Here is a 24,594-nt window from a genome sequence, read left to right on the forward strand (position 1 = left end):
GGGTGTGCCGGGACTACTTCTTCGGGTTCTTCAGACCGAGGTTCACAAAGTCGTACTGACCGCTGTAACCGTCGGTGGTGTAGACGTTCGCCAGGTTGTCCGAGCGCCAGTTGAGGAACCGCTCGAAGACGAAGGGCAGGTAGTACGCGCCCTCCATCACCTTGTGGTTGATCTCCGTGGCGATCTTGGTCTTGCCGGCGTCGTCCAGCGTGGTGACGTACGAGGAGAACAGGCCGTCGATCGCCTTGTCGTTGATGAGCGCGTAGTTGTTGTTCCCGCTCTCGGAGATGTACTTGCTGTTCCACAGCGGCAGACCGAAGCCCTGGACGGACGGGAAGTCCGGACCCCAGCCCATGATGATGATGCCGTAGCCCTTCTTCTTCACGTTCGAGGGGCTACCGATGATGCCGGCGGTCTGCGAGCCGTCGTACTGGTCGATCTCGGCGGTGATGCCGATCTTCTTCAGCGACGCCTGGAGGGACTGGGCGGTGGCCACCTCGACCGGCTTGTTGTTACGCACCGCGATGGTGGTCTTGAAGCCGTTCGGCTGACCGCAGGCCTTCAGGGCCTCCTTGGCCTTGGCCTCGTTGCCGCTCTTGTTGGCGCCGGAGATCTCGTACGGGTCGTACTTCTGGCCCTCGGCACCCGGGACGGACGGCGGCAGCATGTTGGTGCCGATGTCACCACCGGCGACCGGACCGCCGCGGGCGGTCTGCAGCGACACGTGGTCGGCGCCGAGGATGACGGCCTTGCGGCACTCGATGTTGTTGAACGGCGCGACGCTCTGCGGGAAGACCGCGTAGCGGACGTAGCCGGTGACCGGGTTGTCCAGGTTGCCCTTGTGCTGCTTCAGGGCGGTGGTGCGGCCCTGCGGCGACATGCCGGTCTGGTTCAGGTCGAGGTCCAGGTCACCGCTGAGCAGACGCTGGTCGAGCTGGTTGGCGTCCGAGAAGAACTTGATGCTGATCGTGTCCGGGTAGGCCTTGCGGACCGGGTCCGAGGCCTGCTTCCACGAGGTGTTGCGGACCAGCTTGAGGTCCTTGCCCGGGCTGTACGACTCGAACTTGTACGGGCCCGAGGAGAACGGCTTCAGGCCGTACTTGGCCTTCGTGTCCTGGTCCTGGCGGACCGGCGAGGCCGAGACCAGGGCCAGCATCTCCTCGAAGTCCGAGTTGGCCTGCGGGAGGTGGAAGACGATGGTCTTGTCGTCGGGCGTGTCGATCGCCTTCAGACCCAGCTTGTCCGCGGACGTGTCCTTGTAGGGGCCCTTGTACTCGCCCTTGGGGTCCAGCACGTCCTTCAGGTACGTCGGACCGCCGGACAGCACGTCCTGCGCCCACACGCGCTCGATGCCGTACTTCACGTCCTTCGACGTGATCGCCTTGCCGTCCTCCCACGTGATGCCGTCACGCAGGGTGTACGTGTAGGTCTTGCCGTCGTCCGTGACCTTCGCGGTCTCGGTGGCGAGGTCCGGAGTGACCTCGGCGCCCGCCGCGCCCGGCTCGGCCTTGTTGGTGACGAGCTGACGGCTGTAGTAGCGGGCGAAGTTCCACATCATGCCGTAGTAGCCACGCGTGGTGTCCCACGAGTCGGCATCCTGCGCGGCACCGAACTTCAGCTCGCCGCCCTTCTTGGCGGCAGAGGCCTGGGCGACCTTGTTGTTCGCGGCGTCGAAGCCGGCGGCACCGGAGCTCGAGCCCTTGTCGCCGTCGTCTCCACCGCCGCCGCACGCCGCCGTGGTCAGCAGCGCGGCGACCGCGGCAGTAGCGGCAAGCGCCTGCTTCCGCCGCCCTGAGGTGCGTTGGGTAGTCACGATCTCGGATCCTCCGGATAGATGAGAGATACCCCGTGTGAAGACCACGGGACGGTTGGGGCGCCGTGTGTTCGGCGGTTCTGCGGCTCGCTGTGTTCGCGGATCCCCGGCGGGGCGGATCAGCGGGAGGCCTTCGGGTCCAGCGCGTCCCGGACGCCGTCACCGAAGAGGTTGAAGGCGAGCACGGTGATGAAGATCGCCACACCCGGGACCACCATGTACATCGGGTCCGACTCGTAGTAGTCGATCGCGCTCGAGAGCATCTGCCCCCACGAGGCGGTGGGCGGCTTCACCCCGACACCCAGGAAGCTGAGCGCCGCCTCGGTGAGGATGTTGGTGGGGATCATCATCGTCGTGTACACGACGATCGGGGCGACCAGGTTGGGCAGCAGTTCCTTGAACAGGATGTACAGCCGCCCCGCGCCCAGCGATCGGGCGGCCTCGACGTACTCGCGCTCACGCAGCGAGAGCGTCTGGCCGCGCACCACGCGTCCGATGTAGGGCCAGCCGAAGAAGCCGATGACCAGGATCATCACGAAGACACGCACGCTCGAACCGGAGAGGCCGAGCAGGTCGCTCGGCATGACGGAGACCAGCGCGATGATGAACAGCAGCTGCGGGAAGGCGAGCAGACCGTCCATCACCCGGCTGACGAGGGAGTCCACCCAGCCGCCGAAGAAGCCGGCGAGGATGCCCAGCACCGTTCCGAGGATCACGGCGACCACGGCCGACAGGAAGCCGACCAGCAGGGAGATCCGGGCGCCGTAGAGGATGCGGGCGAAGATGTCGCGGCCGTTGACCGGCTCGACACCGAGCAGGTGGTCGCCGCTGACGCCGCCCAGGGAGCCCGTGGGCGTCCCGAAGAGCGGGTCGATGAGGTTCTCGTGATACTCGTTCGGGTCCTGCCCGAGGAGCCCGGTGATGACCGGCGCGAGGAGCGCGACCACGACCAGGACGAGCACGACGACGCCGCCCGTGAGGGCGAGCTTGTCCCGCTTGAGGCGCTCCCAGGCGATCCGGCCCAGGGAACGGCCCTGAACGGCCTTGGCGCCGCTTGTGGCGACCGACGCTTCCTCGGCCGCGCTCGGGGCCGCTTCCGCGGTCGGCTCGTGCAATGGTGCCGTCATCTGGCAGGGACCCCTCTCAACCGGCGGTAGCCGGCCCGCACTTGCCGCTGTAGCGGCGTGATCAGTCCGTAATACGCAGGGGATAAGTCCCCTGACGCCGGAGTCTTCAACGGTTTGGCGATCTGTAGCCAGACTTGGCAGTGAATGGATGCGTAAACGTGATCCGGGTAGAGGGGTTCCGTTATCCGGACGGCGGGTAACGGCCCCCGGACAGTGACTTATTGGGTCAGATCGGACAAAACCGGTATCAATCGTCGCCATCTACGCGCGAAGACATCCCGCCCCCACCTCGCGGCAGGACCGGTTTCGGACGTCAGTAACGTCCGGTGGGCGGATAGCCGTAGCCGCCGGCGGGAGCCTGGGCCGGAGCGGGAGCGTGGGCCTCGCGGTCGTAGAAGGGCCGGGCGGTGGCACGCATCCACATCACGACGGGGTCGTACTCGTCGGTCATGGCCACCGTCGACACCGGCAGCCCGTCCGGCACGGCCCCGATGGACTGCTGCATCATCGCCCGTACGGCGTCCACGGCCGGCGGGGAGGAGTCGTACACGTCGAGCCCGATGGCCAGGTAGGGCGCGCCCAGCGCCGGCTGCACCCAGGCGCGGCGCAGCGCGCGGACCGCCGGGGTACGGTGGGCGTTCTGCGCGAGCAGGGCGTAGAACTGCGGGATCTCGATGCCCGGTTCGGACAGCCGCAGCGGCCCGGCCGGCTGACGCTCCAGGCCGGTGGCGATACGCCGCAGATCCAGCCACGGGATGCCGACGCCACCGCCGGGGGCATGCGGGTTCAGCCAGAGGCCGTAGTGGTCGGGGTAGAGGGTGCGGGCCACGTCCAGCCCCTCGACCACCTCGTACGACCTGTTCCAGCCACTCGCGCTGAGCTCCTGCGCGGAGGTGACGCAGGGGGCGTAGCCGTGTCCGTCGACCTCCATGTTTCCGTACTGGGCGTCGGGGGAGCCGGCCTGGCCGTGCCACAGCAGCATCCAGAGCCGGCCGGAGGAGGGGGTCGCGAGCGCGCGCAGGAGCGCCTCGTAGGCGTCGTAGCGCCCGGGCGTGACCTGGCGCAGCATGTGCTCGACCGAGCCGGTCGCGGCAGTGCCAGCGCTCACTTTTTATCGCCCCTTCGAGAAGTTGCCCCGCGTCGGAGCCCAGCTTAGGCGCTCCGCCGGTCCGGCCATGGAGAGCTCGTGCTTGCTGTGATCTTCGGGCTGCCGATCGGGCGTGGCCGGGCGCGCCCCGCGGCGGAGCCGCATACGGGTGCGGCCCCGCGCCCCTGAGGAGGGTTCACCGGTCCCTCGTGTAGAAGGGGCGGACCCGCTCCCGCATCCAGTCGGCCACCGGGTCCTGGGCCACGTCCAGGAGGACCAGGTTGACCGGCCAGGGGGCGGCCGCCCTCGTCAGGGCCCTGCCGAGGGCCTCCAGGGGAAGGGCGCGCAGGTCGCCCTCCCACGGGGAGAGTTCCACGCCCACGAACATCACCGGGTCCGCCGTCTCGATGGCGGCCAGGCAGCGGCGGGCCGTGCGGACCACGCCCGTGGCCTCGAACTCCGCCGAGGCCGCGGCCAGGAAGTCCATCGGGTCGTCCTGCCAGTCGGGCTCGTAGAGGCGGACCCGGCCGCCGGCCGCGGTGCCGTCCAGCGAGGTGCGGCCCGCCCGGCAGAGCTCGGCCACCGCGGGCGGCGGCAGCGGGACGCCGACCACGCCGTCCGGGTTGACCAGGATGCCCACCTGCGGGGGCAGCCCCCGGGCGAACTCCACGGCCGGCGCGATCGTGAACGACATGTGCGAGCCGACGACCTGCCGGAACTGCTCCTCGGAGCTGAAGACCGGCACGTACACCTGGCCCTCGAGCTCCATCGTGGGCAGGTCGAGGGGACCGCTGCGCGGGCCGCCGCCGCCGGGCAGCGGCACCCAGACGAAGCTGCGCCCGAGCACCTCGACGATCCGGCCGCCGGCTCCCGGCACGCCGAGGGAGACGGAGAGCACCTCCTCCAGCTCGTTGCCGGGCCATCCGCCGTGCGGATGGGGGTGTGCCTGCGCCGGAAAGTCCGCGGAGAAGTCCGTCGGAAAGTTCGCCGGGGGGAATTCCATCTGCCTACCGCCTGCTGAGAACCGCTCACTTCGCTGTGGCTGAAAGGCTAGCGGGTGCCGGGGGCCGCACCCGAGCCCTCAGCCCGTGAAACCGATCCGGCGCAGCGCGTCGGCCGCCGCGCGGTCGAGCAGCACCGCCGAGCCGCAGCCGTCGGGCAGCCGGCCCTTCTCCACCGAGCGCACCAGTCGGGCGGCGGCATGGCGGTGGCGCAGGAACGCGTACCGGGAGACGCCCCGGCCGCGCTCGCGCTGCCCCTCCAGTGCCGTGTCCGCGCCGACGTCCAGCAGCAGCAGGTGGAGGGTGCCGCCGCGGCGGCGGGCCTCGCGGGCCAGCCAGTCACGGACCCAGACCTGCGTACCGCAGTCGTGCACGACGACGCCCGCACCGCCGCGCAGCGCCCGGCGCAGTCCGGCGTAGTGGGCGAGCCGGACGAGGGGGCGGTAGAGGCCGTAGGGCAGGAAGCGGGGGGCGCGGGCATCCCAGCGGTCCCGGGTGTCCTGGGAGTCCACGCGGCTGCCCTGCACGGTCCGCCGCATGAGCGTGGACTTGCCGCTGCCCGGCAGGCCGGTGACCACGACCAGGTCACGGGGGCCGAAGAGCAGGCCGTGCGGGCTGCGGCCGGCTCGCTCGCGCAGGTCGCGGACGACGGGCGCCGGCTGCGGACCGCACCCCTCCCGGGCCGGGGCGACGGGCTGCGCGGGCAGCGCGATCGCCGAGCCGGTCGCGAATGCCGTGGACCTCGCCCTGGTCGTCCTGTTCACCGTGATCGTCCTCCCCTGGGGTCAGATGGTGTCCTCATCCCCACCGAGCGTAAAGAGAAGGTAATGCGCCGCGCCCGGCGTTTTCGTGCGCGTACCGACACAAGCCGGTTACAGATGCGGCCTGCCGTGATCGGGGCGAGCCGTGCAATGATGGCCGCGCCAACTGCATACCGGCCGTTTGAATCCGCGCGGGAGAGTCCTCAGCAGCAGTTTCGCTGGGGCGCCGAAGGAGCAAGTCCCTCCCTTGAATCTCTCAGGCCCCGTTACCGCGCGGGCGAGGCACATCTGAAAAGCGGGCCGCTGTCTCCAGTGGCTCCACCCAAGGTGCAAGTCGGGACCGGCGTTCGCGCGGTCACGACGAACCTCTCAGGTTCCGATGACAGATGGGGAGGAAAGACCTCGCCGTCATGCCTTGGGAGACGAACGTCCGATGAGCAGCAACGCCCCCACCGAACAACGCCACACCGCCCTCGACGCCGCGCATCGCGCGCTCGGCGCGACGATGACGGACTTCGCCGGCTGGGACATGCCCCTGCGCTACGGCTCCGAGCGCGACGAGCACCACGCCGTCCGCACGCGGGCCGGGCTCTTCGACCTCTCGCACATGGGCGAGATCACCGTCACCGGCCCGCAGGCCGCCGCCCTCCTCGACTTCGCCCTGGTGGGCAACATCGGGGCGGTCAAGGCCGGCCGCGCCCGCTACACCATGATCTGCCGGGCGGACGGCGGCATCCTGGACGACCTGATCGTCTACCGGCTCGCCGAGACCGAGTTCATGGTGGTGGCCAACGCCTCCAACGCGCAGGTCGTGCTGGACGCGCTGACCGAGCGCGCCGAGGGCTTCGACGCGGAGGTCCGCGACGACCGCGACGCCTACGCGCTGATCGCCGTGCAGGGCCCCGAGTCCCCCGCAATCCTCGCGGCCGTCACGGACGCCGACCTGGACGGCCTGAAGTACTACGCCGGCCTGCCCGGCACCGTCGCCGGCGTCCCCGCGCTGATCGCGCGCACCGGCTACACCGGCGAGGACGGCTTCGAACTGTTCGTGCGGCCGGAGCACGCCGTCGAGCTGTGGCAGGCGCTGACGAAGGCGGGCGAGGGCGTCGGGCTGGTGCCCTGCGGTCTGTCCTGCCGGGACACGCTCCGCCTGGAGGCGGGCATGCCGCTGTACGGGCACGAGCTGAGCACCTCCCTCACCCCGTTCGACGCGGGACTCGGCCGGGTGGTGAAGTTCGACAAGGACGGCGACTTCGTCGGGCGTACGGCGCTGGAGGCGGCCGCCGGGCGCGCCGCCTCGCAGCCCCCGCGGGTCCTCGTGGGCCTGGTCGCCGAGGGCCGCCGGGTCCCGCGCGCCGGGTTCGCCGTGGTCGCCGGCGGCGAGGTGATCGGCGAGGTCACCTCGGGCGCCCCCTCCCCCACCCTCGGCAAGCCGATCGCGATGGCGTACGTCGACGCCGCCCACGCGGCGCCCGGGACCACGGGCGTCGGCGTGGACATCCGAGGCAGCCACGAGCCGTACGAGGTCGTGGCGCTGCCGTTCTACAAGCGCCAGAAGTAGACACTGGGCGCGTTGACGCCCACCCGCACGTGACCCTGCGCACATTTCCGCTGCTCACGTGCGTTTACAGCAGTCCCCCATTCACCAGCACCCTCCCGCGTACAGGAGAATTCAAGCCATGAGCAACCCCCAGCAGCTGCGCTACAGCAAGGAGCACGAGTGGCTGTCGGTCGCCGAGGACGGCGTCTCGACGGTCGGCATCACGGAGCACGCGGCCAACGCGCTCGGCGACGTGGTCTTCGTCCAGCTCCCCGAGGTCGGTGTCACGGTGACCGCGGGCGAGACCTGCGGCGAGCTGGAGTCGACCAAGTCGGTCAGCGAGCTGTACGCGCCGGTCTCCGGCGAGATCGTCGAGGTCAACCAGGACGTCGTCGACGACCCGGCGCTGGTGAACTCCGCCCCGTTCGAGGGCGGATGGCTGTTCAAGGTACGCACGGCGGGTGAGCAGGACGACCTGCTCACCGCCGACGAGTACACCGCCTACACCGCCGGCTGAGGAGTCGTAGTCGCATGTCCGTCCTGAACACGCCCCTGCACGAGCTCGACCCGGAGATCGCCGCCGCGGTCGACGCCGAGCTGAACCGCCAGCAGTCCACGCTCGAGATGATCGCCTCGGAGAACTTCGCTCCGCTCGCGGTGATGGAGGCGCAGGGCTCGGTCCTGACCAACAAGTACGCCGAGGGCTACCCCGGCCGCCGCTACTACGGCGGCTGCGAGCACGTCGACGTGGCCGAGCAGATCGCGATCGACCGGGTCAAGGAGCTGTTCGGCGCCGAGTACGCCAACGTCCAGCCCCACTCGGGTGCCTCGGCCAACCAGGCGGCCCTGTTCGCGCTGGCCCAGCCCGGCGACACGATCCTCGGCCTGGACCTGGCGCACGGCGGTCACCTGACCCACGGCATGCGGCTGAACTTCTCCGGCAAGCAGTTCGACGTGGTCGCCTACCACGTGGACGACGCCGGCCTGGTCGACATGGCCGAGGTCGAGCGGCTCGCCAAGGAGCACCGCCCGAAGGTGATCATCGCGGGCTGGTCGGCGTACCCGCGGCAGCTGGACTTCGCGGAGTTCCGGCGGATCGCGGACGAGGTCGAGGCCTTCCTGTGGGTCGACATGGCGCACTTCGCGGGTCTGGTGGCGGCCGGTCTCCACCCGAACCCGGTGGAGCACGCCGACGTCGTGACGTCCACCACCCACAAGACGCTGGGCGGCCCCCGCGGCGGCATCATCCTCGCCAAGAAGGAGTTCGCGAAGAAGCTGAACTCGTCCGTCTTCCCGGGCTTCCAGGGCGGTCCCCTGGAGCACGTGATCGCGGCCAAGGCGGTCTCCTTCAAGGTCGCCGCGAGTGAGGACTTCAAGGAGCGTCAGGCTCGCACGGTCGAGGGCGCGCGGATCCTCGCCGAGCGCCTGACCGCGCCGGACGCCCGCGCGGCCGGGGTGAACGTCCTGTCCGGCGGCACCGACGTGCACCTGATCCTGGTCGACCTGCGCGAGTCGGAGCTGGACGGTCAGCAGGCCGAGGACCGGCTCCACGAGGTCGGCATCACGGTCAACCGCAACGCGGTCCCGAACGACCCGCGGCCGCCGATGGTCACCTCCGGTCTCCGCATCGGCACGCCCGCCCTCGCGACCCGCGGCTTCACCGCCGAGGACTTCGCCGAGGTCGCGGACGTGATCGCCGAGACGCTGAAGGCGCCGTCCCCGTTCGCAAAGGCCGACGCGGCGGCGCTGAAGGCCCGGGTCACGGCCCTGGCGGACAGGCACCCGCTGTATCCCGGTCTGAGCGAGTAGTTCCCTTTCCCGGGTGCCGCGCACACTGTGAGGTGTGGGCGGCACCCCGCACCACCCCTGTATTGAGGAGTCCCCGTGGCCATCTCGGTCTTCGACCTGTTCTCGATCGGTATCGGCCCGTCCAGCTCCCACACGGTCGGCCCGATGCGCGCGGCCCGCATCTTCGCCCGGCGGCTGCGGGGCGAGGGCCTGCTGGACTCCACCGCTTCGGTGCGCTGCGAGCTGTACGGCTCGCTCGGCGCGACGGGCCACGGCCACGGCACGCCGAAGGCGGTCCTGCTCGGCCTGGAGGGCTCCTCGCCGCGCACGGTGGACGTGGAGGGCGCGGACGACCGGGTGGAGCAGATCAAGGACTCCGGCCGGCTGCGGCTGCTGGACTCGCACGAGATCCCGTTCTCCTTCGACGACGACCTGGTCCTGCACCGCCGCAAGGCCCTCCCGTACCATGCCAACGGCATGACGATATGGGCCCACGACGCCCAGGGCGCCGAGCTGCTGTCGAAGACGTACTACTCGGTCGGCGGCGGCTTCGTCGTGGACGAGGACGCGGTCGGCGCGGACCGCATCAGGCTCGACGACACGGTCCTGAAGTACCCCTTCCGCACAGGCGACGAGCTGCTGCGCCTGGCGAAGGAGACCGGCCTGTCGATTTCCTCGCTGATGCTGGAGAACGAGCGCGCCTGGCGCACCGAGGACGAGATCCGGGACGGGCTGCTGGAGATCTGGCGGGCGATGCAGGCCTGCGTCTCCCGGGGCATGTCCCGCGAGGGCATTCTGCCGGGTGGCCTGCGGGTCCGCCGCCGGGCGGCCATGACGGCACGTCAACTCCGGGCGGAGGGCGACCCGTTGGCGCTCTCGATGGAGTGGATCACGCTGTACGCGATGGCGGTGAACGAGGAGAACGCGGCCGGCGGCAGGGTGGTGACCGCTCCCACGAACGGCGCGGCCGGCATCATCCCGGCGGTGCTGCACTACTACATGAACTTCGTGCCCGGAGCCGACGAGGACGGAGTGGTCCGCTTTCTGCTCGCGGCCGGCGCGATCGGCATGCTCTTCAAGGAGAACGCCTCCATCTCCGGCGCCGAGGTCGGCTGCCAGGGCGAGGTCGGCTCGGCCTGCTCGATGGCGGCGGGCGCGCTCGCCGAGGTCCTCGGCGGCTCCCCCGAGCAGGTCGAGAACGCGGCCGAGATCGGCATGGAGCACAACCTCGGCCTGACCTGCGACCCCGTGGGCGGCCTGGTCCAGATCCCGTGCATCGAGCGCAACGGCATGGCCTCGGTGAAGGCGGTCACCGCGGCCCGTATGGCGATGCGCGGCGACGGTTCGCACAAGGTGTCCCTGGACAAGGTCATCAAGACCATGAAGGAAACCGGCGCGGACATGAGCGTCAAGTACAAGGAGACCGCCCGGGGCGGGCTGGCCGTGAACATCATCGAGTGCTGAGGGAGCTTCCCCCGATATGAGCAGGTCCGTCGTCAGCGCTGTCAGCAGCAGCGGCACATACTCCTTCACCAAGCCCAACCGGGAGAGCGTCACGCTGGTCGCCGGGCTCGGGGTGGCGGGGGACGTGCATGCCGGAACCACGGTGAAGCACCGGTTCCGGATGGAGAAGGACCCCTCGCAGCCGAACCTGCGGCAGGTGCACCTCATACACGAGGAGCTCTTCGAGGAGGTGCGTACGGCCGGGTTCGAGGTGGCCGCCGGGCAGCTCGGGGAGAACGTGACCACCCGCGGGATCGACCTGCTCGGGCTGCCCGTAGGGACACTGCTGCGGCTCGGCGGACAGGCCGTGGTCGAGGTGACCGGCCTGCGCAATCCCTGCAAGCAGATCGACGACTTCCGCAAGGGCCTCATGAAGCAGGTCGTCGGGCGGGGTCCGGACGGCCGGCCGGCCTTCCGGTCCGGAATCATGAGCGTGGTGCTCAGCGGGGGTGTGGTGCGGCCCGGGGACTCGATCACGATCGAGCTGCCGGACGGACCGCACCGCCCCCTGCGGATCGTCTAGGACCCGCCTAGCCTCGGAAGGTCGCCGGGCGTTCCGGGGTCGCCTCGGCCAGGGCCCTGGTGACCGCCTCGGTGCCGGCCCGCAGTCCGTAGACGGGGGTGTCGGGCTGCTGGCGCCAGGAGTCGTCGATGCCGCCCGCGTCGACGGTGTCGAAGCCGAGCTCGTCGATCAGGGCGCGTACCTTCGCCTTCGCCGCCTCGTCGTCGCCGGCCACCGGGAGCGCGATGCGGTCGGGGTCGCCCGCGGCGAGCGGGCGGTCCAGGATGTCCTGGGCATAGGTGCCGTTGAAGGCCTTGATCACGGGGTGGCCGATACGGCGTTCCGTCCAGCGGCTCTCGGTGAGGCCCTCGTCCTCGATCTCCGCGATCCGGCCGTCACGCTGCTGCGGGTAGTAGTTGTTGGTGTCGATGACGGCCACGCCGTCGGCCGCGCCGTCCAGGATGCCGGCCGGCAGGCTCGGGACCGCCTTGACCGGAATCGTGATCACCACGACCTCGGCACCGCGCGCCGCCTCCTCGACGGTGACGGGGGTCGCCCCCGTCTCGCCGGCGAGTTCCTTGAGCGTCTGCGGGCCGCGGGAGTTCGCGACGAAGACGTCGTGGCCGAGCGCGCTGAGGCGCCGGGTGAGGTTGCCGCCGATGTTGCCCGCGCCGATGATGCCGATCTTCATGAGAGGCCTTGCCTTCCGGGACCGAGTCGATTCAGGTTCGATGCACACGCATGCACCTGATGGGGCCAACCCCGGTCGGCGGCGGGCTATTCCGCCCCTGCGGCGATCCGTACGAGATTCTCCGCGGTCCTGGGCCGACCTGGCACCGGCCGCGTACGTCCTCACCGGTGACCGGGCCGGCAAGTGCTTCGACCTGCCGCCGGCGCGGGAACGGCACGGCGGCCGTCGGACCGTGCGCATCGAGGGCCGGTCATGAGGAGAGGGCGCCGGACATGAGGAAGGGGCGCCCCGCATCCGCGAGGCGCCCCCTTTCCGCTCGTCTCACTTGTTCAGGTGCGCCCAGAACTCGTCGAACGAGAGGAGCTTGTCACCGTCGAGGTCGCGGCTCTTGATGATGACCTCGGCGACCGACTCGGTGACGTTCCAGTCACCCCCCTGGGCCAGGGCGGTCTTGAACTCGGCCGCGGTGATGAAGCCGTCCCCGTCCGTGTCGATCCGCTGGAACTGCTTGCGCGCTTCTTCGATGTCGGCCACCGATCCGCCCCTCTTCGTCATGCCTTGCGGTCATACTCGCTGTTCTACTGACGCAGGTCAGATTAACGGCCCTGGTGAGCGCGGAGCGCGGCGACCACCCAGGAGAACTCCTCGTCGTACGAGGGCCGGCTTCCGACGCCGTTCAGGATCGCCGACAACCGGCGGTAGCGGGCGACCCGTACGTTCGAGGCGGCGGTCAGCCGGTCCAGGACGGCGGCCCGGTCCGCGTCGCCCAGCAGGCCCATCAGGATCTCCTCGGCCGCCGGGCCGTCGGGAGCGACACCCTGCCGCAGCGCCTCGCCGCCGAGGTGCACGAGACGGCTCATGAACCACAGGGACGTGCCCGCCGGGACGTCCGGCCCGCGGTCCGCCGCGTTGAACTCGACCATCTTCCGCATCAGGACCCGGAACTCCGGGTCCTGGATCAGCTCGCCCAGCTCCACCCAGGCGTCCACCTGCTCGGGAGCGGGATCGTCCGGCAGCTCCGCCGCGGCGAACCGCAGCCGGGTGCGGATGTCGGGGTCGGCGGTGTCGAGACCGTCGAAGATCTCCGCCATGAAGTCGTCGAGGAGCCGCTTGCGTTCGGCCGCCGACAGCCGGGCCAGTCTGTTCATCAGGGTCATCTCCTCCGGGGTCGAACCGCGTCGCGCCACGGACGACAGCACGGCCCGGGTCACCCTCAGCGATCCGATCTGCGCGTCCAGCGCCACCACGTGCGCCGCCGCGACCTCCGCGACCGTCCGCTCCCCGGCCAGCACCCGGCGCACATCGGCCAGGCCGAGGCCCAGCTCGCGCAGGGTGTGGATCAGTTCGAGCCGGGCGGCGGACTCCGCGTCGTAGAGGCGGTAGCCGCCGGCCGAGCGGGTCACCGGGGTCAGCACGCCCTCGTCGGACCAGTAGCGGATGGTGCGCGCGGTCAGTCCGGTGGAGCGGGCCAGCTCTCCGATGGTGAGAAGTCCGGTGCCGTCGTCGATCATGTGTGTGAGTGTGGGCCTTCCAGTGGGTGGAGACTCAAGGAGCGCGAAGGGGAGCGGTGCGGTGGGGAACCTGCGGGACATTCTCGACGCGGCCGCGCGCGGTGTCTTCCCTCCCCCCGACGGCCGCACGACCGTCCTCCCCCAGCCCTCACCGCGCGACGCGGGCGTCCTCTCCTTCACCGCGCACTCGGTGGTCTTCACCGACGAGGACCCGGAGTGGGTCTACGAGACGCTGCGCGCCGCCGACTGCGACGCCCTCGCCGCGTCGATGAGCCCCCGGTTCCTGACGGCGCTGCTGGACCGTACGGGCCGGGTCGCGGAGACGATCGACGCGCTGGTGGTCGGCTCCCCGCTGCCGGGCCCGCCGTCCCTCGCGCTCACCGAGATCGAGGACCCGGAGCATCCCCGGGTGGTCAGCTCGCGCAGGCGGCGCGACGAGGTGCGGGTGTGGGCCGCGGAGGGGGGCGTGCTCGTCCTGGGCCGCGGGGTCGCGGGCCGGCTGGAGGTCGCCGTGGAGGTCGAGGAGGGCGTACGGCACCGGGGGCTGGGCCGGGCCCTGGTGGGCGCGGCGCGGCACCTGGGCGGGGGCGAGCCGGTGTGGGCGCAGATCTCGCCGGGGAACGCCCGCAGCACACGGGCGTTCCGGGCGGCGGGCTATCTGCCGGTCGGGGCGGAGGCGCTGCTCACCGTCCGGCAGGGGACGGGTGGCGCGACGGTCAGTGCCACGGTACGTAGTGCAGGTTGCTCACACAGCCGCTGAGCACCTCGGTCTTCGTCGCCTTGTCGACGGGACACGCGCCGAGGACGTACTGCCGGGCGACGCCGCCCGGGAAGGCCACCTCGGCCTGGTCGGCGTACTTGTGGGTGTCGCCGATGGTCCGGTTGACGTCGATGCCGCCCGGGGCGTCGATGTAGTAGTTGTAGTTGGACTTCCAGCGCTTGTAGAGGTCGTGGTCGTAGGTCGTGGAGACGTACGGCGAGGCCTGGTTGTTCAGGACGTACTTCTCGATGTCGTACTGGCCGTTGACGACGTCCTTGGGGTAGAAGCCCTCGTCGAAGACGACCTCGGGGGCGCGGTTGTCGCTGCGCCACAGCGTGCCGCAGGTCTTGCGCCAGACCGGTGCCGGAGTGATGCGCGGGACGTCCACCTGCCGGTCGGCGGCGGCCTTGACGGGGTCGTCGAACTGGGGACAGGCGGGTGCGGCGGCCTTCGTCCTCGCCTTCGGGGGAGCCTCGGCCGGCGCGGCGGCGGGCCCGGCCGCCGTGGTCGCGAGGACGGCACCCAGGGAGAGGACGGCGGCGGCGACCCGCCGCCGGACGCGAGTGGTGATCATGCGCAGCACGATGTCGGTTCCCCGACGGCAAGTCGTGGATCATCACCCGATCGGCGGCGTGTCACCGACCGGTGTCGTCCTAGCGGAAGATGCCGGTGTGGCCGAGCGAGTAGCGGCCCGGCTGCGGGTAGACGGCCAGGCCGTGCGGGCCCCTGCCGACCTTGATCCGGGCGAGCTGCTCTCCGGTGCGGGTGTCGATGGCGTACACCTCGGCGTTGTACCGCCCGGACAGCCAGAGCACCTTGCCGTCCGCCGAGACGCCGCCCATGTCGGGGCTGCCGCCGTGCGGGAGGCGCCACTTCTCGGTGAGCGCGTTCTCGTGGAAGTCGAAGACGGAGACCGTGCCCTCGCCGCGGTTGGAGACGTACATCTCGCGGGAGTCGCGGCCGACGTACAGCCCGTGGCAGCCCTTGCCGGTGTGCAGGAACTCCGGCCTGCCGAAGCTGTCGCCGTCGACGATCCACATCCCGTCGGCCATCATGTCCGCGATGTAGAACCGCTTCCCGTCGGGCGAGACCTTCACGTCCTGCGGCATGGCGCCCTTGTAGGGCAGCTTCTGCTGTCCGACGACCTTCATCTTCTCGGTGTCCACCTTGAGCAGCTCACCGCTGAACTCGCAGGACACGATGAAGTACCTCCCGTCGAGGGAGAAGTCGGCGTGGTTGACGCCGTAGCAGGTGACCGGTTCCGTCTTGATCCGCTTCATGGTGTGCGGGTCGCGGAAGACGAGTTCGCGGTCCATGGAGGCCATGACGACGGCGTACTTGCCGTTGGGCGTGAAGTAGAGGTTGTACGGGTCGTGCACCTCGACCGGCTTGCCCGCCTCGCCGGTCTTCGGGTCGATGGGGGTGAGGGTGTGCCCCCTGTTGTTGTTGACCCACAGCGTCTTCATGTCCCAGGAGGGGACGACGTGCTGCGGCTGCCGCCCCACCCGGAGGGTCTCGATCACCTCGTAGGTCTTCGGGTCGATGACGGACACGGTGTCGGACTCGGTGTTGGGGACGTAGACCCGGGACGGGAAGTCCTTGACCACCGGGGAGAGTCTGCCGGGGCGGTCGGCGGCGTAGACGTCCTTCGGGTCGAGCACCGGCGGCATGCCGGGCAGACCGTCGACGAGGGGCCTGGCCTTCTTCGCCGGTGCGGGGACGGCAGCCTTGGTGGCGCCGCCCGGCCCCTCCTTGCCCGCCTCGCCCCCGGTGCCGGTGCCGCAGGCGGCGAGGACGGTGAGCGCGGCGCCTGCGAGCAGGGCGCTTTTCGCGAGGTTGCGGTGCATCAGCCGATCAGCTCCGTGGTGGTGACCGCGCGCAGTCCGCGGCGGTCGAGTTCGTCGAGTACGGCGGGGAGTGCGGCGACCGTGTCCGCGTACCCGAAGTGCAGGCTCACGACGGACCCGTCCCGGATCTCGCCGAGGATGTTGCGGGCGACGGCGGCGGCACCGGGCGAGGTGAAGTCGAGGGAGTCGACGTCGTAGGAGAGGACGTGCGGGTAGCCGGCGCGGCGGGCCAGCGTCTCCACGAGCGGGGAGGCGCGGGTGGCGCGGGAGGGCCGGAACCAGGTGCCGATGGACCCGGTGAGCCTGCGCAGCCGCTCGGCGCACCCGGCGATCTCGGCCGCCGCCTCGGCCTTCGGCATGGCGTTGATGTCCAGGTGGCGCTGGGTGTGGTTGCCGAGGTCGTGGCCGCCGTCGAGGACCCGGCGGGCGAGGTCGGGGTGTGCGTCGAGCCAGGACCCGACGGCCAGCACGGTGACCCGCGCGCCGTGCCGTTCGGCCTCGCCGAGCAGGGCCCGGGCGACGGAGGGCTCCCCCTGACCGTGGAACGTGAGCGCGACCCGGGAACGACCGAGCGGACCGTGACTGATCTGAGCGGGCTGCCGGGGAAAGGCACGGGGCGCGGGCGCGACGAGGGGACGGGCGGGGGCCCTGGTGGGGGAAGCGGTGCCCGAAGAGGCGGGGGCGGAGCCCGGCGAGGCTGGGGCCGGGGAGCCTGAGGCCGGGGAGGAGGAGGCGTGCCGGGCGGCGGCGCCGGAAGAGGACGTGGAGGGCGAGCACGCGGCCGCGAACGCACCCCCGGCGACGAGCCCGGTGCCCGCCCGCAGCACGGAACGACGGTCGGATGTGGTCACCCGCACCATTTAAGGCCGCATATGCGGCATTTCCGGCCATTGACGCAACCCGGCTCGCCGCCCGGAGGCCACCACAGCCGGCCCGTCCACAGCCGGCCCGTCCGGACCCAGCCCGTCCGGTGGCACCCCCTCCGGGGGAGCTTGAGGACGAGGCCCGTCCGGCTTGCCGACCGGGGGCGACACACCCAGCCCGTCCGGCGTTCGAGGGCGAGGCCCGTCGGGGGCCGGAGCAGGCGCCCGTCCAGGGCCGGAGCGGGCGCCCGTCCAGGGCCGGAGCCGGGACCCGCCCAGGGCCGGAGCAGGCGCCCGTCCAGGGTCAGAGCCGGGACCCGTCCAGGGCCCGAGCAGGCGCCCGCCCAGGGCCAGAGCCGGGACCCGCCCAGGGCCGGAGCAGGCGCCCGTCCAGGGCCAGAGCCGGGACCCGCCCAGGGCCCGAGCGGGCGCCCGTCCAGGGCCAGAGCCGGGACCCGCCCAGGGCCAGAGCCGGGACCCGCCCAGGGCCCGAGCAGGCGCCCGTCCAGGGCCAGAGCCGGGACCAGCCCAGGGCCAGAGCCGGGACCCGCCCAGGGCCAGAGCGGGCGCCCGTCCAGGGCCAGAGCCGGGACCCGGGGGCGGCCACCGGGCGGCAGCCACCGGGGGGCGGCCACCGGAACGCACCCGCACACACCCGGCCGACCGCCGGAGGCAAAGGCGCTAGCGGTCGGCGACCCGCATCTCGAACCACGTCGTCTTGCCCCGGGGCAGCAGATCCACGCCCCACCGGTCGGAGAGTTTGTCGACGAGGAACAGCCCCCGCCCGCTGACGTCCAGTTCCTGGACCGGCATCAGACAGGGCAGCCCCCGGGAGGGATCACGGACCTCGACCCGGATCCAGCCGCGCCGGCGCCGCATCCGCAGGCCGAAGACCCGGGCGCCGGTGTGCCGTACGGCGTTGCCGACGAGTTCGGAGACGAGGAGGACGGCGTCCTCGGTCATCTTGGGGGTCAGTCCCCACTGGCGCAGGACGACGACCTGGGCCAGCCGGCGGGCCGTGGCGGCGGACTCGGGGCGGGACGGCAGCGGAACCTCGCCGTCCGTCGGGTTGCCGAACAACTCCAGCGCCTTCAACGCCCGTTCGTCCTCGACCGCAGGCGACCAGCGCGCCGCGGTCGCACGGCCCGGTCCCCGCGGCTGTTCGATGCCCTCCAGCCCCGCCATGCCCCCATCATGGCCGCCCGAAGTCGCCTCCGGGGCCGTTCCGACGGAATGCGCCCCCCGGAATACAGCGTTCCGGATGGATCGATAGGCATATGCCAGGGACAGTTCAAAGCCCGACAAACCAGGACTGACCTGCGGCGACAACGCGCCGCGAGGCGCTCGACGGAGCCGCTCGGCAAGGCAGGCTTAAGGTCGCCTTAAGGTTCCCATAAACCGCCCCATCGAGGGACCGGGATCAGACACCCCGTCAATTGCAAGTGATTCCAGGGAGTTCGAAGGAGACCTCTCTCACAGGAACTTGGCCTTGCCCGGGCCCTCCTCGACGAAGCTGCGCATGCCGATCTCGCGGTCGGCGGTGGCGAACAGACCCGCGAACCAGTTCCGTTCGACCGTCAGACCCGTCTCGATGTCGGTCTCGAGACCGGTGTCGATCGACTCCTTCGCGGCGCGCAGCGCTAGCGCCGGACCCTGCGCCAGTTTCGCGGCCCAGCGGTGCGCCTCCGTGTACACGTCGGCGGCCGGGACGACCCGGTCCACCAGACCCAGGGTCAGCGCCTCGTCGGCCTTCACCATCCGGCCCGTGAAGATCAGGTCCTTCGCCTTGGAGGGGCCGACCAGCCGGGAGAGGCGCTGGGTGCCGCCGGCGCCGGGGATCAGCCCCAGCAGGATCTCCGGCTGGCCCAGCTTGGCGTTGTCCCCGGCGATCCTGAAGTCCGCGCACAGCGCGAGCTCGCAGCCGCCGCCCAGCGCGTAGCCGGTGACCGCCGCGACGACGGGTTTGGGGATGCGGGCCACCGCCGTGAAGGAGTCCTGGAGGGCGCGGGCGCGCAGGACCATCGCGGTGTGGTCCATCTCCTGCATCTCCTTGATGTCCGCGCCCGCCGCGAACACCTTCTCTCCGCCGTACACGACGACCGCGCGTACGTCGTCGCGACGGGTCGCCTCCTCGGCGAGCTCCTTGAGCCGGTCCTGGGTGGCCACGTCCAGCGCGTTCATGGGCGGACGGTCGAGACGCAGCGTGCCGACGCCGTCGGCGACTTCGAGATTCACGGTCATGCCAGCAGGTTAACGGGGACTAACGGCGAGCGGATCGGTGCGGTCGGTCACATCGGGCCGGGAGTCTGGGGGGCGCCCCCCCCAGGCAGGCACAGCACGGGGACCAACGGCGAGCGGATCGGTGCGGTCGGTCACATCCCGGAGGGAACAGAGCGAGGGAACGGCGAAGGGCCCGGTGCCGTGTGTCGCGGCGCCGGGCCCTTCGTCGGGTCGTCGAGGGGGAGCTACTTCGCCCAATCCGCCCACGGGATGTTCCAGCCGTTGAGGCCGTTGGCCGGGTTGACCGTCGGGTCGGTGGAGTTCTTCACGACCACCACGTCGCCGACCATCGAGTGGTTGAAGAACCACGCGGCCGGCACGCCGCTGTCGTAGCCGCCGCGCACGTCCCGCAGGCCGATGCAGCCGTGGCTGGCGTTGTAGTTGCCGAAGGCGTCGCCGCCCCAGTAGTTGCCGTGCACGAAGGTGCCGGAGTCGGTCAGGCGGATGGCGTGCGGGACGTCCTTGATGTCGTACTCGCCGTCGTAACCGACCGTGTCGCCGTTCATCCGGGTCACGGTGAACTTCTCACTCATGACCATCTGGCCGTTCCAGGTGGCGTAGCCGGACTTGCCGGTGGTGACCGCAATGGTCTTGACGACCTTGCCCTCCTGCGTGACCTTCATCGTGTGCTTCTTGGCGTCCACGACGGACACCTGGTCGCGGCCGATGGTGAAGGAGACGGTCTTGGCCTGCTTGCCGTAGACGCCCTTGCGGCCCTCGACGCCGTCGAGGTTCAGCTTCACGGTGACCTTGGTGCCGGCCTTCCAGTACTTCTCGGGACGGAAGTCGAGACGGTCGTTGCCGAACCAGTGTCCCTGCACGTCGACGGCCGGCACGGTGGTGACGGAGATGGCCTTCTCCACGTCGTCCGGGTGCGTGATGCCCCGGGTGAAGCGCACCGAGAACGGCATGCCGACGCCGACCGTGGAACCGTCCTCGGGCGTGAAGTTGCCGGTGAAGGTGTTCTGCGGGCTCAGCGTGGTGAAGGACGAGTCCTCGGCGGACGTGCGGCCCTCGGAGTCCTTCGCGACGGCGTGCACCTGGTACTTGGTGGACCCGGCGAGGTGCGTGGCCGGCGTCCAGCCGGCGCCGTCCGCGGAGATCGCGCCGGCGACCGCCGTGCCCTTGTCGTCCTTGACGACGACCTCGGACAGTTTGCCCTTGGCCGCCGTCACCTTCAGGGCGCCGCTGGTGTCGACATCCTTGGCGCCGGTCTTCGGGGCGATGGTCACGACCGCCTCGGACTGCTTGCTCTCGGCGGTGGCCGAAGCGCCCTTGCCGGAGCCGGCGTCCTTGCCGCCGGACCCGGAGTCCGAGTCGCCGCCGCCGCAGGCCGTGACGGCCAGCAGCAGCCCGCCGACGATCAGCGCCAGCCGCTTGTCGCGGCCTCGCGGTCGTCCTCCAACCGACGCCCCCGATATCGGTCGCACGTTCAAAGTCGTTCTCCCCACTCCCCCGGGCCCTCCCCGGGCCCGCACCGCGACGCGTCCCCCGCGTTCGCCGCATATTAACCACAAGGTCAACGGCCTGGACGGGCCAAGATTGTCACCGTTCAGTCCCAACTAGGACCGTGGGAACGCGGGGAAGGTTGCACCGGGGGGCGAGGTCATTTCACGGCGCCGCCGGCGATCCACTCCTTCCAGCTCATGTTCCAGCCGCCGAGCCCGTTGTCCGGGGCGACCTGCTTGTCCTTGCTGTGCACGACCTCGACGACGTCACCGACGAGCGAACGGTCGAAGAACCAGCCCGCGGGCGTGTCCGAGGCGCCGCCCTTGACGTCCCGCAGGCCCACGCAGCCGTGGCTCACGTTGACCCGGCCGAAGACGTCGTCCGCCCAGTAGTTGCCGTGCAGGAAGGTGCCGGAGTTCGTCAGCCGCATGGCGTGCGGCACGTCCGGGATGTCGTACTCGCCCCTGCCGTCGGCCTTCTTGAAGCCGACCGTGGCGCCGTTCATCCGGGTCAGCTCCAGCATCTCGGTCACCACCATCTTCCCGTTGTAGGTGGTGTTCTTCGGCGCCCCGGCCGTGATCGGCACGGTGGCCAGCAGTTCGTCGTCACGGCGCACCTGCATGGTGTGTTTCGCCGCGTCCACCAGGGACACCTGGCTGCGGCCGACGGTGAAGGAGAACGACTTGTCCTGGAGCCCGTAGACCCCGGGCGCCCCCTCGACGTCCCGCAGTCCGAGCGCGACGGTGACCCGGGTGCCGGGCTCCCAGTACTCCTCGGGCCGGAAGTCGAGCCGGGTGTCACCGAACCAGTGCGGCCGGATGTCCGCCGCGGGTTCGGCCGTCACCCGGACGGCGCGCTGGACCGCGGCGCGGTTGTCGATCTCCCGGTTGAACTCCAGCGAGACGATCATCCCGGTGCCGACGGTGGCGCGGTTCTCGGGGGTCACATAGCCGATGAAGCGTTCTTCGGGAACGTAGGTGGTGAAAGTGGTGTGCCGGGCCGAGCGGTTCCCGTCGCCGTCCAGGGCGACGGCGTCGACGGTGTAGCGGGCGGCCAGCCCCAGCCGGTCGTCGTCCGGCCGCCAGCTCAGGCCGTCCGCGGCGATCCTGCCCGGGACCGGGGTCTCCTGGGCGTCCTGCGACCTGACGACCTTCACGGACTCCAGCCGCCCGCCCGGTACCCGCACCAACAGCCGCTCCTCGGGCCGTACCTCCTTCGTGCCGTCCTGCGGGGTGACGCGGATGACGTCCTCGGGGGCCGGGGGTTTGCCGAGCACCCGGTCGAGTCCGCTCCGGCTGTCGCCGCCGGTGCAACCGGCGGCCCCGGCAAGTAGTCCTGCCCATGTCAGTACGGCGGCCAGTGCGACCCCCGCGCGCCGTGCGCGCCCATGTACGTGCCTCACATGGTGCCCAACGACCGGGCACGCTCCGGGGAAACGTGAGTGCGAGGGCCGCTCTGGGCAGAAATGGGGGGAGGACGACGCGACGGGGAGCCGCGGCCGGGACACCGCGCGCTCTTTTCCCACGTCGTTCCATGAGCCGCGGGAGGCTGAACGGTGTCCAGCGCAGCCGAGCAGGAGGCGGTGGCGAAGCGCGCCACGCCGGACACCGTCATGAACGGTGCATCGCGCAAGGTGCCCGGTCCACCCGTGTGGCCGGGCGCGTCCACACCACTGGGCGCCCGGTTCCGGGTCGGCCCGGACGGGGTCGCGGGCACCAACTTCGCGCTGTGGGCGGGTGGGGCGGAGTCCGTCGAACTGTGCCTGTTCGACGAGGGCGGCCGGGAGACCCGCGCCCGGCTCACCGAGCTCACGCACGAGATCTGGCACGGCTTCGTGCCGGGGATCATGCCGGGCCAGCGCTACGGCTACCGGGTGCACGGCCGCTGGGACCCGTGGACCGGCGGCCGCTGGAACCCGGCGAAGCTGCTCCTGGACCCGTACGCCCGGGCGGTGGACGGCGAGTTCAGCCTGCCGCCCGAGGTCTACGGGCACGTCCGCGACTGGCCCCAGCAGCAGGTCGCCGACACCGTGCGCGACGAACGGGACTCGGCGCCGCACGTCCCCAAGGGCGTCGTCGTGCACGATGACGACGACTGGGCCGACGACCGCCGCCCGAAGACGCCCTGGGCCGACTCGGTGATCTACGAGCTGCATGTGCGCGGCTTCACCCGGCTGCACCCGGGGATCCCTCAGGAGCTGCGCGGCACGTACGCCGGTCTGGCGCACCCGGCGGCCGTGGAGCACCTGGTGAAGCTGGGCGTCACGGCGGTGGAGCTGCTGCCGGTCCACCAGTTCGCGCACGAGGACCATCTGCTGCGCAGGGGGCTGAAGAACTACTGGGGCTACAACTCCGTCGGCTACTTCGCACCGCACGCCGCGTACTCCTCCGCCGGGACGACGGGCGGGCAGGTCGGCGAGTTCAAGCGGATGGTGCGGGCCCTGCACGCGGCGGGCATCGAGGTGATCCTCGACGTCGTCTACAACCACACGGCGGAGGCCGGCGAGCTGGGGCCGACCCTGTCCCTGAAGGGCATCGACAACCGGGGCTACTACCGGGTGCAGTCGGACGCGCGCAGGTACGCCGACTACACGGGCTGCGGGAACACCCTGCACGTGGTCCAGCCGCATGTGCTGAGGCTGATCACCGACTCGCTGCGCTACTGGGTGACGGAGATGGGCGTCGACGGCTTCCGCTTCGACCTGGCGGCGGCACTGGCCCGCTCCATGCACGACGTCGACATGCTGTCCCCGTTCCTGGCGGTGATCGCGCAGGACCCGGTGCTGCGGCGGGTGAAGCTGATCGCCGAGCCGTGGGACGTGGGGTCGGGCGGCTACCAGGTGGGGGCCTTCCCTCCCCTGTGGACGGAGTGGAACGACCGCTACCGCGACGCCGTACGGGACTTCTGGCGGCATGCGCTGCCGGACGTGCGGGAGATGGGCTACCGGCTCTCGGGGTCGAGCGACCTGTACGCGTGGGGCGGACGAAGGCCCTACGCGTCGGTGAACTTCGTGACCGCGCACGACGGTTTCACCCTGCGCGACCTGGTGTCGTACGACCGCAAGCACAACGAGGCCAACGGCGAGGGCAACCGGGACGGTACGAACGACAACCGCTCCTGGAACGGCGGGGCGGAGGGCGAGTCGGCCGACGAGCGGGTACTGGCACTGCGGCGGCGGCAGCAGCGGAACCTGCTCACGACGCTGCTGCTGTCGACGGGCGTGCCGATGCTGGTCGCGGGCGACGAGCTGGGGCGCACCCAGCGGGGCAACAACAACGCCTACTGCCAGGACAACGAGATCAGCTGGGTGGACTGGGGGCTGCTCGAGGAGCCGGGGTGGCGGGCCCTGTTCGATCTCACCTCCCGGCTGATCGCGCTGCGCCACCGGCACCCGGTGCTCCGTCGCCGCGCCTTCTTCTCCGGGCGGGCGCATTCGGCGGACGGGCTGCGGGACCTCGCCTGGTTCACCGAGCGGGGCACGGAGATGACCGAAGGGGACTGGTACGCGCCCGCGGCGACCCTCGGGATGTATCTGTCCGGGCGGGACATTCCCGGCCGGGACGAGCGGGGCGCCCCGATCACCGACGACAGCTTCCTCGCCGTCCTGCACGCCGGGGACCGGCCGGTGAGCTTCGTCCTGCCGGGGGCGCCGTGGGCGGAGCGGTACGAGGTGGTCGTGGACACGTCGAGCGAGGAGCAGGGGGCGGCGCCGGGTGTGACACACCAGGCGGGGATGGCGGTGACGGTGCCGGGGCGGGCGGTTCTGCTGCTGCGGGTGGTGGGGTGGGGCGACGTTTCGGGCAACGCTTCAGGAACCGATTCAGGCAACGTTTCAGGCCCGTGAAATCCCCTGCGGATTCCTGGTCCCGGGACCGGACGGCTGATCACATGGACTGCTGCCGTACACCGACTGAGCGGGAACCCCCGGTCACGCACCCGCCCCGCCCAGGATCCCCCGCTCGTACGCCACCGCCACCGCGGCAGCCCGGTCGGTGACGGCCGACTTGGCGTACAGGTGGGTGGGGGATGGCGTCCGTTCCTCGAACACGCAGGTCGTAGGACCAGCGGCCG

General features: G+C 70.9%; 22 protein-coding genes and 1 riboswitch. Of the genes, 7 read left to right on the forward strand and 15 right to left on the reverse strand.

Annotation, left to right across the window (positions count from 1 at the left end; translation table 11 throughout):
• Positions 1 to 13: 13 nt before the first annotated feature.
• The 5 genes from ACFWBD_RS21285 to ACFWBD_RS21305 form a co-directional block, all read right to left on the reverse strand.
• A complete protein-coding gene (locus tag ACFWBD_RS21285) occupies positions 14 to 1,813 on the reverse strand; it encodes an ABC transporter substrate-binding protein (RefSeq protein ID WP_385668799.1) in 1,800 nt (599 codons plus the stop codon).
• Between the two features lie 119 nt (positions 1,814 to 1,932).
• Complete coding sequence (locus ACFWBD_RS21290) at positions 1,933 to 2,940, reverse strand: ABC transporter permease (protein WP_385668802.1); 1,008 nt, start codon at positions 2,938 to 2,940, stop codon at positions 1,933 to 1,935.
• A gap of 313 nt (positions 2,941 to 3,253) precedes the next feature.
• On the reverse strand, positions 3,254 to 4,009 hold the full coding sequence (locus ACFWBD_RS21295; RefSeq protein ID WP_385668883.1) for an enhanced serine sensitivity protein SseB C-terminal domain-containing protein: 756 nt from the start codon (positions 4,007 to 4,009) through the stop codon (positions 3,254 to 3,256).
• 214 nt (positions 4,010 to 4,223) lie between these two features.
• Positions 4,224 to 5,030, reverse strand: coding sequence for an enhanced serine sensitivity protein SseB (locus ACFWBD_RS21300; protein ID WP_385668805.1), 807 nt, complete (start codon positions 5,028 to 5,030; stop codon positions 4,224 to 4,226).
• Between the two features lie 78 nt (positions 5,031 to 5,108).
• Positions 5,109 to 5,798 carry an AAA family ATPase gene (locus tag ACFWBD_RS21305; RefSeq protein WP_385668886.1) on the reverse strand — a complete coding sequence of 230 codons (690 nt, stop codon included), beginning with the start codon at positions 5,796 to 5,798 and terminating at the stop codon, positions 5,109 to 5,111.
• Between the two features lie 173 nt (positions 5,799 to 5,971).
• Positions 5,972 to 6,071: riboswitch (glycine riboswitch) on the forward strand.
• A gap of 151 nt (positions 6,072 to 6,222) precedes the next feature.
• Between ACFWBD_RS21305 and gcvT the strand changes: the two genes are divergently transcribed.
• From gcvT to ACFWBD_RS21330, 5 genes are all read left to right on the forward strand, one after another.
• Positions 6,223 to 7,350 carry a glycine cleavage system aminomethyltransferase GcvT gene (gene gcvT, locus ACFWBD_RS21310; protein WP_385668808.1) on the forward strand — a complete coding sequence of 376 codons (1,128 nt, stop codon included), beginning with the start codon at positions 6,223 to 6,225 and terminating at the stop codon, positions 7,348 to 7,350.
• Between the two features lie 118 nt (positions 7,351 to 7,468).
• On the forward strand, positions 7,469 to 7,846 hold the full coding sequence (gcvH, locus tag ACFWBD_RS21315) for a glycine cleavage system protein GcvH (protein WP_355708815.1): 378 nt from the start codon (positions 7,469 to 7,471) through the stop codon (positions 7,844 to 7,846).
• Between the two features lie 14 nt (positions 7,847 to 7,860).
• The gene (glyA, locus tag ACFWBD_RS21320; RefSeq protein ID WP_385668811.1) at positions 7,861 to 9,138 is read left to right on the forward strand and encodes a serine hydroxymethyltransferase; all 1,278 of its coding nucleotides are present in this window, start codon (positions 7,861 to 7,863) and stop codon (positions 9,136 to 9,138) included.
• A gap of 75 nt (positions 9,139 to 9,213) precedes the next feature.
• On the forward strand, positions 9,214 to 10,581 hold the full coding sequence (locus ACFWBD_RS21325) for an L-serine ammonia-lyase (protein ID WP_385668814.1): 1,368 nt from the start codon (positions 9,214 to 9,216) through the stop codon (positions 10,579 to 10,581).
• Positions 10,582 to 10,597: 16 nt separating this feature from the next.
• Complete coding sequence (locus tag ACFWBD_RS21330; RefSeq protein ID WP_385668817.1) at positions 10,598 to 11,143, forward strand: MOSC domain-containing protein; 546 nt, start codon at positions 10,598 to 10,600, stop codon at positions 11,141 to 11,143.
• 7 nt (positions 11,144 to 11,150) lie between these two features.
• Here ACFWBD_RS21330 and ACFWBD_RS21335 read toward each other — a convergent pair whose 3' ends face one another.
• The 3 genes from ACFWBD_RS21335 to ACFWBD_RS21345 form a co-directional block, all read right to left on the reverse strand.
• Positions 11,151 to 12,107: an NADPH-dependent F420 reductase gene (locus tag ACFWBD_RS21335; protein WP_385668820.1), complete on the reverse strand. Its 957-nt coding sequence runs from the start codon at positions 12,105 to 12,107 to the stop codon at positions 11,151 to 11,153.
• A gap of 27 nt (positions 12,108 to 12,134) precedes the next feature.
• Positions 12,135 to 12,347, reverse strand: coding sequence for an EF-hand domain-containing protein (locus ACFWBD_RS21340; protein WP_351763777.1), 213 nt, complete (start codon positions 12,345 to 12,347; stop codon positions 12,135 to 12,137).
• Positions 12,348 to 12,409: 62 nt separating this feature from the next.
• Positions 12,410 to 13,324 (reverse strand): MerR family transcriptional regulator, encoded by a 915-nt coding sequence (locus ACFWBD_RS21345; protein ID WP_385668823.1) that lies wholly within the window; start codon positions 13,322 to 13,324, stop codon positions 12,410 to 12,412.
• Between the two features lie 61 nt (positions 13,325 to 13,385).
• Here ACFWBD_RS21345 and ACFWBD_RS21350 point away from each other — a divergent pair, with 61 nt between their 5' ends.
• Positions 13,386 to 14,084, forward strand: coding sequence for a GNAT family N-acetyltransferase (locus tag ACFWBD_RS21350; protein ID WP_385668826.1), 699 nt, complete (start codon positions 13,386 to 13,388; stop codon positions 14,082 to 14,084).
• Here ACFWBD_RS21350 and ACFWBD_RS21355 read toward each other — a convergent pair.
• The 7 genes from ACFWBD_RS21355 to ACFWBD_RS21385 all read right to left on the reverse strand — a co-directional run bounded on the left by ACFWBD_RS21355 (position 14,041) and on the right by ACFWBD_RS21385 (position 21,925).
• Positions 14,041 to 14,658, reverse strand: a complete 618-nt coding sequence (locus tag ACFWBD_RS21355; RefSeq protein ID WP_385668829.1) for an ADP-ribosyltransferase — start codon at positions 14,656 to 14,658, stop codon at positions 14,041 to 14,043. The two genes, ACFWBD_RS21350 and ACFWBD_RS21355, sit on opposite strands and share 44 nt — an antisense overlap.
• Positions 14,659 to 14,737: 79 nt before the next feature.
• Positions 14,738 to 15,931: a YncE family protein gene (locus tag ACFWBD_RS21360; protein ID WP_385668831.1), complete on the reverse strand. Its 1,194-nt coding sequence runs from the start codon at positions 15,929 to 15,931 to the stop codon at positions 14,738 to 14,740.
• Complete coding sequence (locus ACFWBD_RS21365; RefSeq protein ID WP_385668833.1) at positions 15,931 to 16,791, reverse strand: polysaccharide deacetylase family protein; 861 nt, start codon at positions 16,789 to 16,791, stop codon at positions 15,931 to 15,933. The genes ACFWBD_RS21360 and ACFWBD_RS21365 overlap by 1 nt, the downstream gene beginning before the upstream one ends.
• A gap of 684 nt (positions 16,792 to 17,475) precedes the next feature.
• Positions 17,476 to 17,979 carry an ATP-binding protein gene (locus ACFWBD_RS21370; RefSeq protein WP_057601615.1) on the reverse strand — a complete coding sequence of 168 codons (504 nt, stop codon included), beginning with the start codon at positions 17,977 to 17,979 and terminating at the stop codon, positions 17,476 to 17,478.
• A 288-nt stretch (positions 17,980 to 18,267) separates the two neighbouring features.
• On the reverse strand, positions 18,268 to 19,035 hold the full coding sequence (locus ACFWBD_RS21375; RefSeq protein ID WP_385668835.1) for an enoyl-CoA hydratase/isomerase family protein: 768 nt from the start codon (positions 19,033 to 19,035) through the stop codon (positions 18,268 to 18,270).
• A gap of 224 nt (positions 19,036 to 19,259) precedes the next feature.
• Positions 19,260 to 20,510: an Ig-like domain-containing protein gene (locus tag ACFWBD_RS21380; RefSeq protein WP_385668837.1), complete on the reverse strand. Its 1,251-nt coding sequence runs from the start codon at positions 20,508 to 20,510 to the stop codon at positions 19,260 to 19,262.
• 170 nt (positions 20,511 to 20,680) lie between these two features.
• Positions 20,681 to 21,925: an Ig-like domain-containing protein gene (locus tag ACFWBD_RS21385; protein ID WP_385668839.1), complete on the reverse strand. Its 1,245-nt coding sequence runs from the start codon at positions 21,923 to 21,925 to the stop codon at positions 20,681 to 20,683.
• A 153-nt stretch (positions 21,926 to 22,078) separates the two neighbouring features.
• Here ACFWBD_RS21385 and glgX point away from each other — a divergent pair, with 153 nt between their 5' ends.
• On the forward strand, positions 22,079 to 24,367 hold the full coding sequence (gene glgX, locus ACFWBD_RS21390) for a glycogen debranching protein GlgX (RefSeq protein ID WP_385668841.1): 2,289 nt from the start codon (positions 22,079 to 22,081) through the stop codon (positions 24,365 to 24,367).
• The last annotated feature ends 227 nt before the right edge of the window (positions 24,368 to 24,594 follow it).

This window comes from Streptomyces sp. NPDC060002 (assembly GCF_042737245.1).
Taxonomy (GTDB): domain Bacteria; phylum Actinomycetota; class Actinomycetes; order Streptomycetales; family Streptomycetaceae; genus Streptomyces.

Coding starts and splice junctions, on each gene's coding strand:
- ACFWBD_RS21290 (WP_385668802.1), bottom strand. CDS start 2,940: ATGACGGCACCATTGCACGAGCCGACCGCGGAAGCGGCCCCGAGCGCG.
- ACFWBD_RS21295 (WP_385668883.1), bottom strand. CDS start 4,009: ATGCTGCGCCAGGTCACGCCCGGGCGCTACGACGCCTACGAGGCGCTC.
- ACFWBD_RS21300 (WP_385668805.1), bottom strand. CDS start 5,030: ATGGAATTCCCCCCGGCGAACTTTCCGACGGACTTCTCCGCGGACTTT.
- gcvT (WP_385668808.1), top strand. CDS start 6,223: ATGAGCAGCAACGCCCCCACCGAACAACGCCACACCGCCCTCGACGCC.
- gcvH (WP_355708815.1), top strand. CDS start 7,469: ATGAGCAACCCCCAGCAGCTGCGCTACAGCAAGGAGCACGAGTGGCTG.
- glyA (WP_385668811.1), top strand. CDS start 7,861: ATGTCCGTCCTGAACACGCCCCTGCACGAGCTCGACCCGGAGATCGCC.
- ACFWBD_RS21330 (WP_385668817.1), top strand. CDS start 10,598: ATGAGCAGGTCCGTCGTCAGCGCTGTCAGCAGCAGCGGCACATACTCC.
- ACFWBD_RS21335 (WP_385668820.1), bottom strand. CDS start 12,107: ATGCGGGGCGCCCCTTCCTCATGTCCGGCGCCCTCTCCTCATGACCGG.
- ACFWBD_RS21345 (WP_385668823.1), bottom strand. CDS start 13,324: ATGATCGACGACGGCACCGGACTTCTCACCATCGGAGAGCTGGCCCGC.
- ACFWBD_RS21355 (WP_385668829.1), bottom strand. CDS start 14,658: ATGATCACCACTCGCGTCCGGCGGCGGGTCGCCGCCGCCGTCCTCTCC.
- ACFWBD_RS21360 (WP_385668831.1), bottom strand. CDS start 15,931: ATGCACCGCAACCTCGCGAAAAGCGCCCTGCTCGCAGGCGCCGCGCTC.
- ACFWBD_RS21365 (WP_385668833.1), bottom strand. CDS start 16,791: ATGGTGCGGGTGACCACATCCGACCGTCGTTCCGTGCTGCGGGCGGGC.
- ACFWBD_RS21370 (WP_057601615.1), bottom strand. CDS start 17,979: ATGGCGGGGCTGGAGGGCATCGAACAGCCGCGGGGACCGGGCCGTGCG.
- ACFWBD_RS21375 (WP_385668835.1), bottom strand. CDS start 19,035: ATGACCGTGAATCTCGAAGTCGCCGACGGCGTCGGCACGCTGCGTCTC.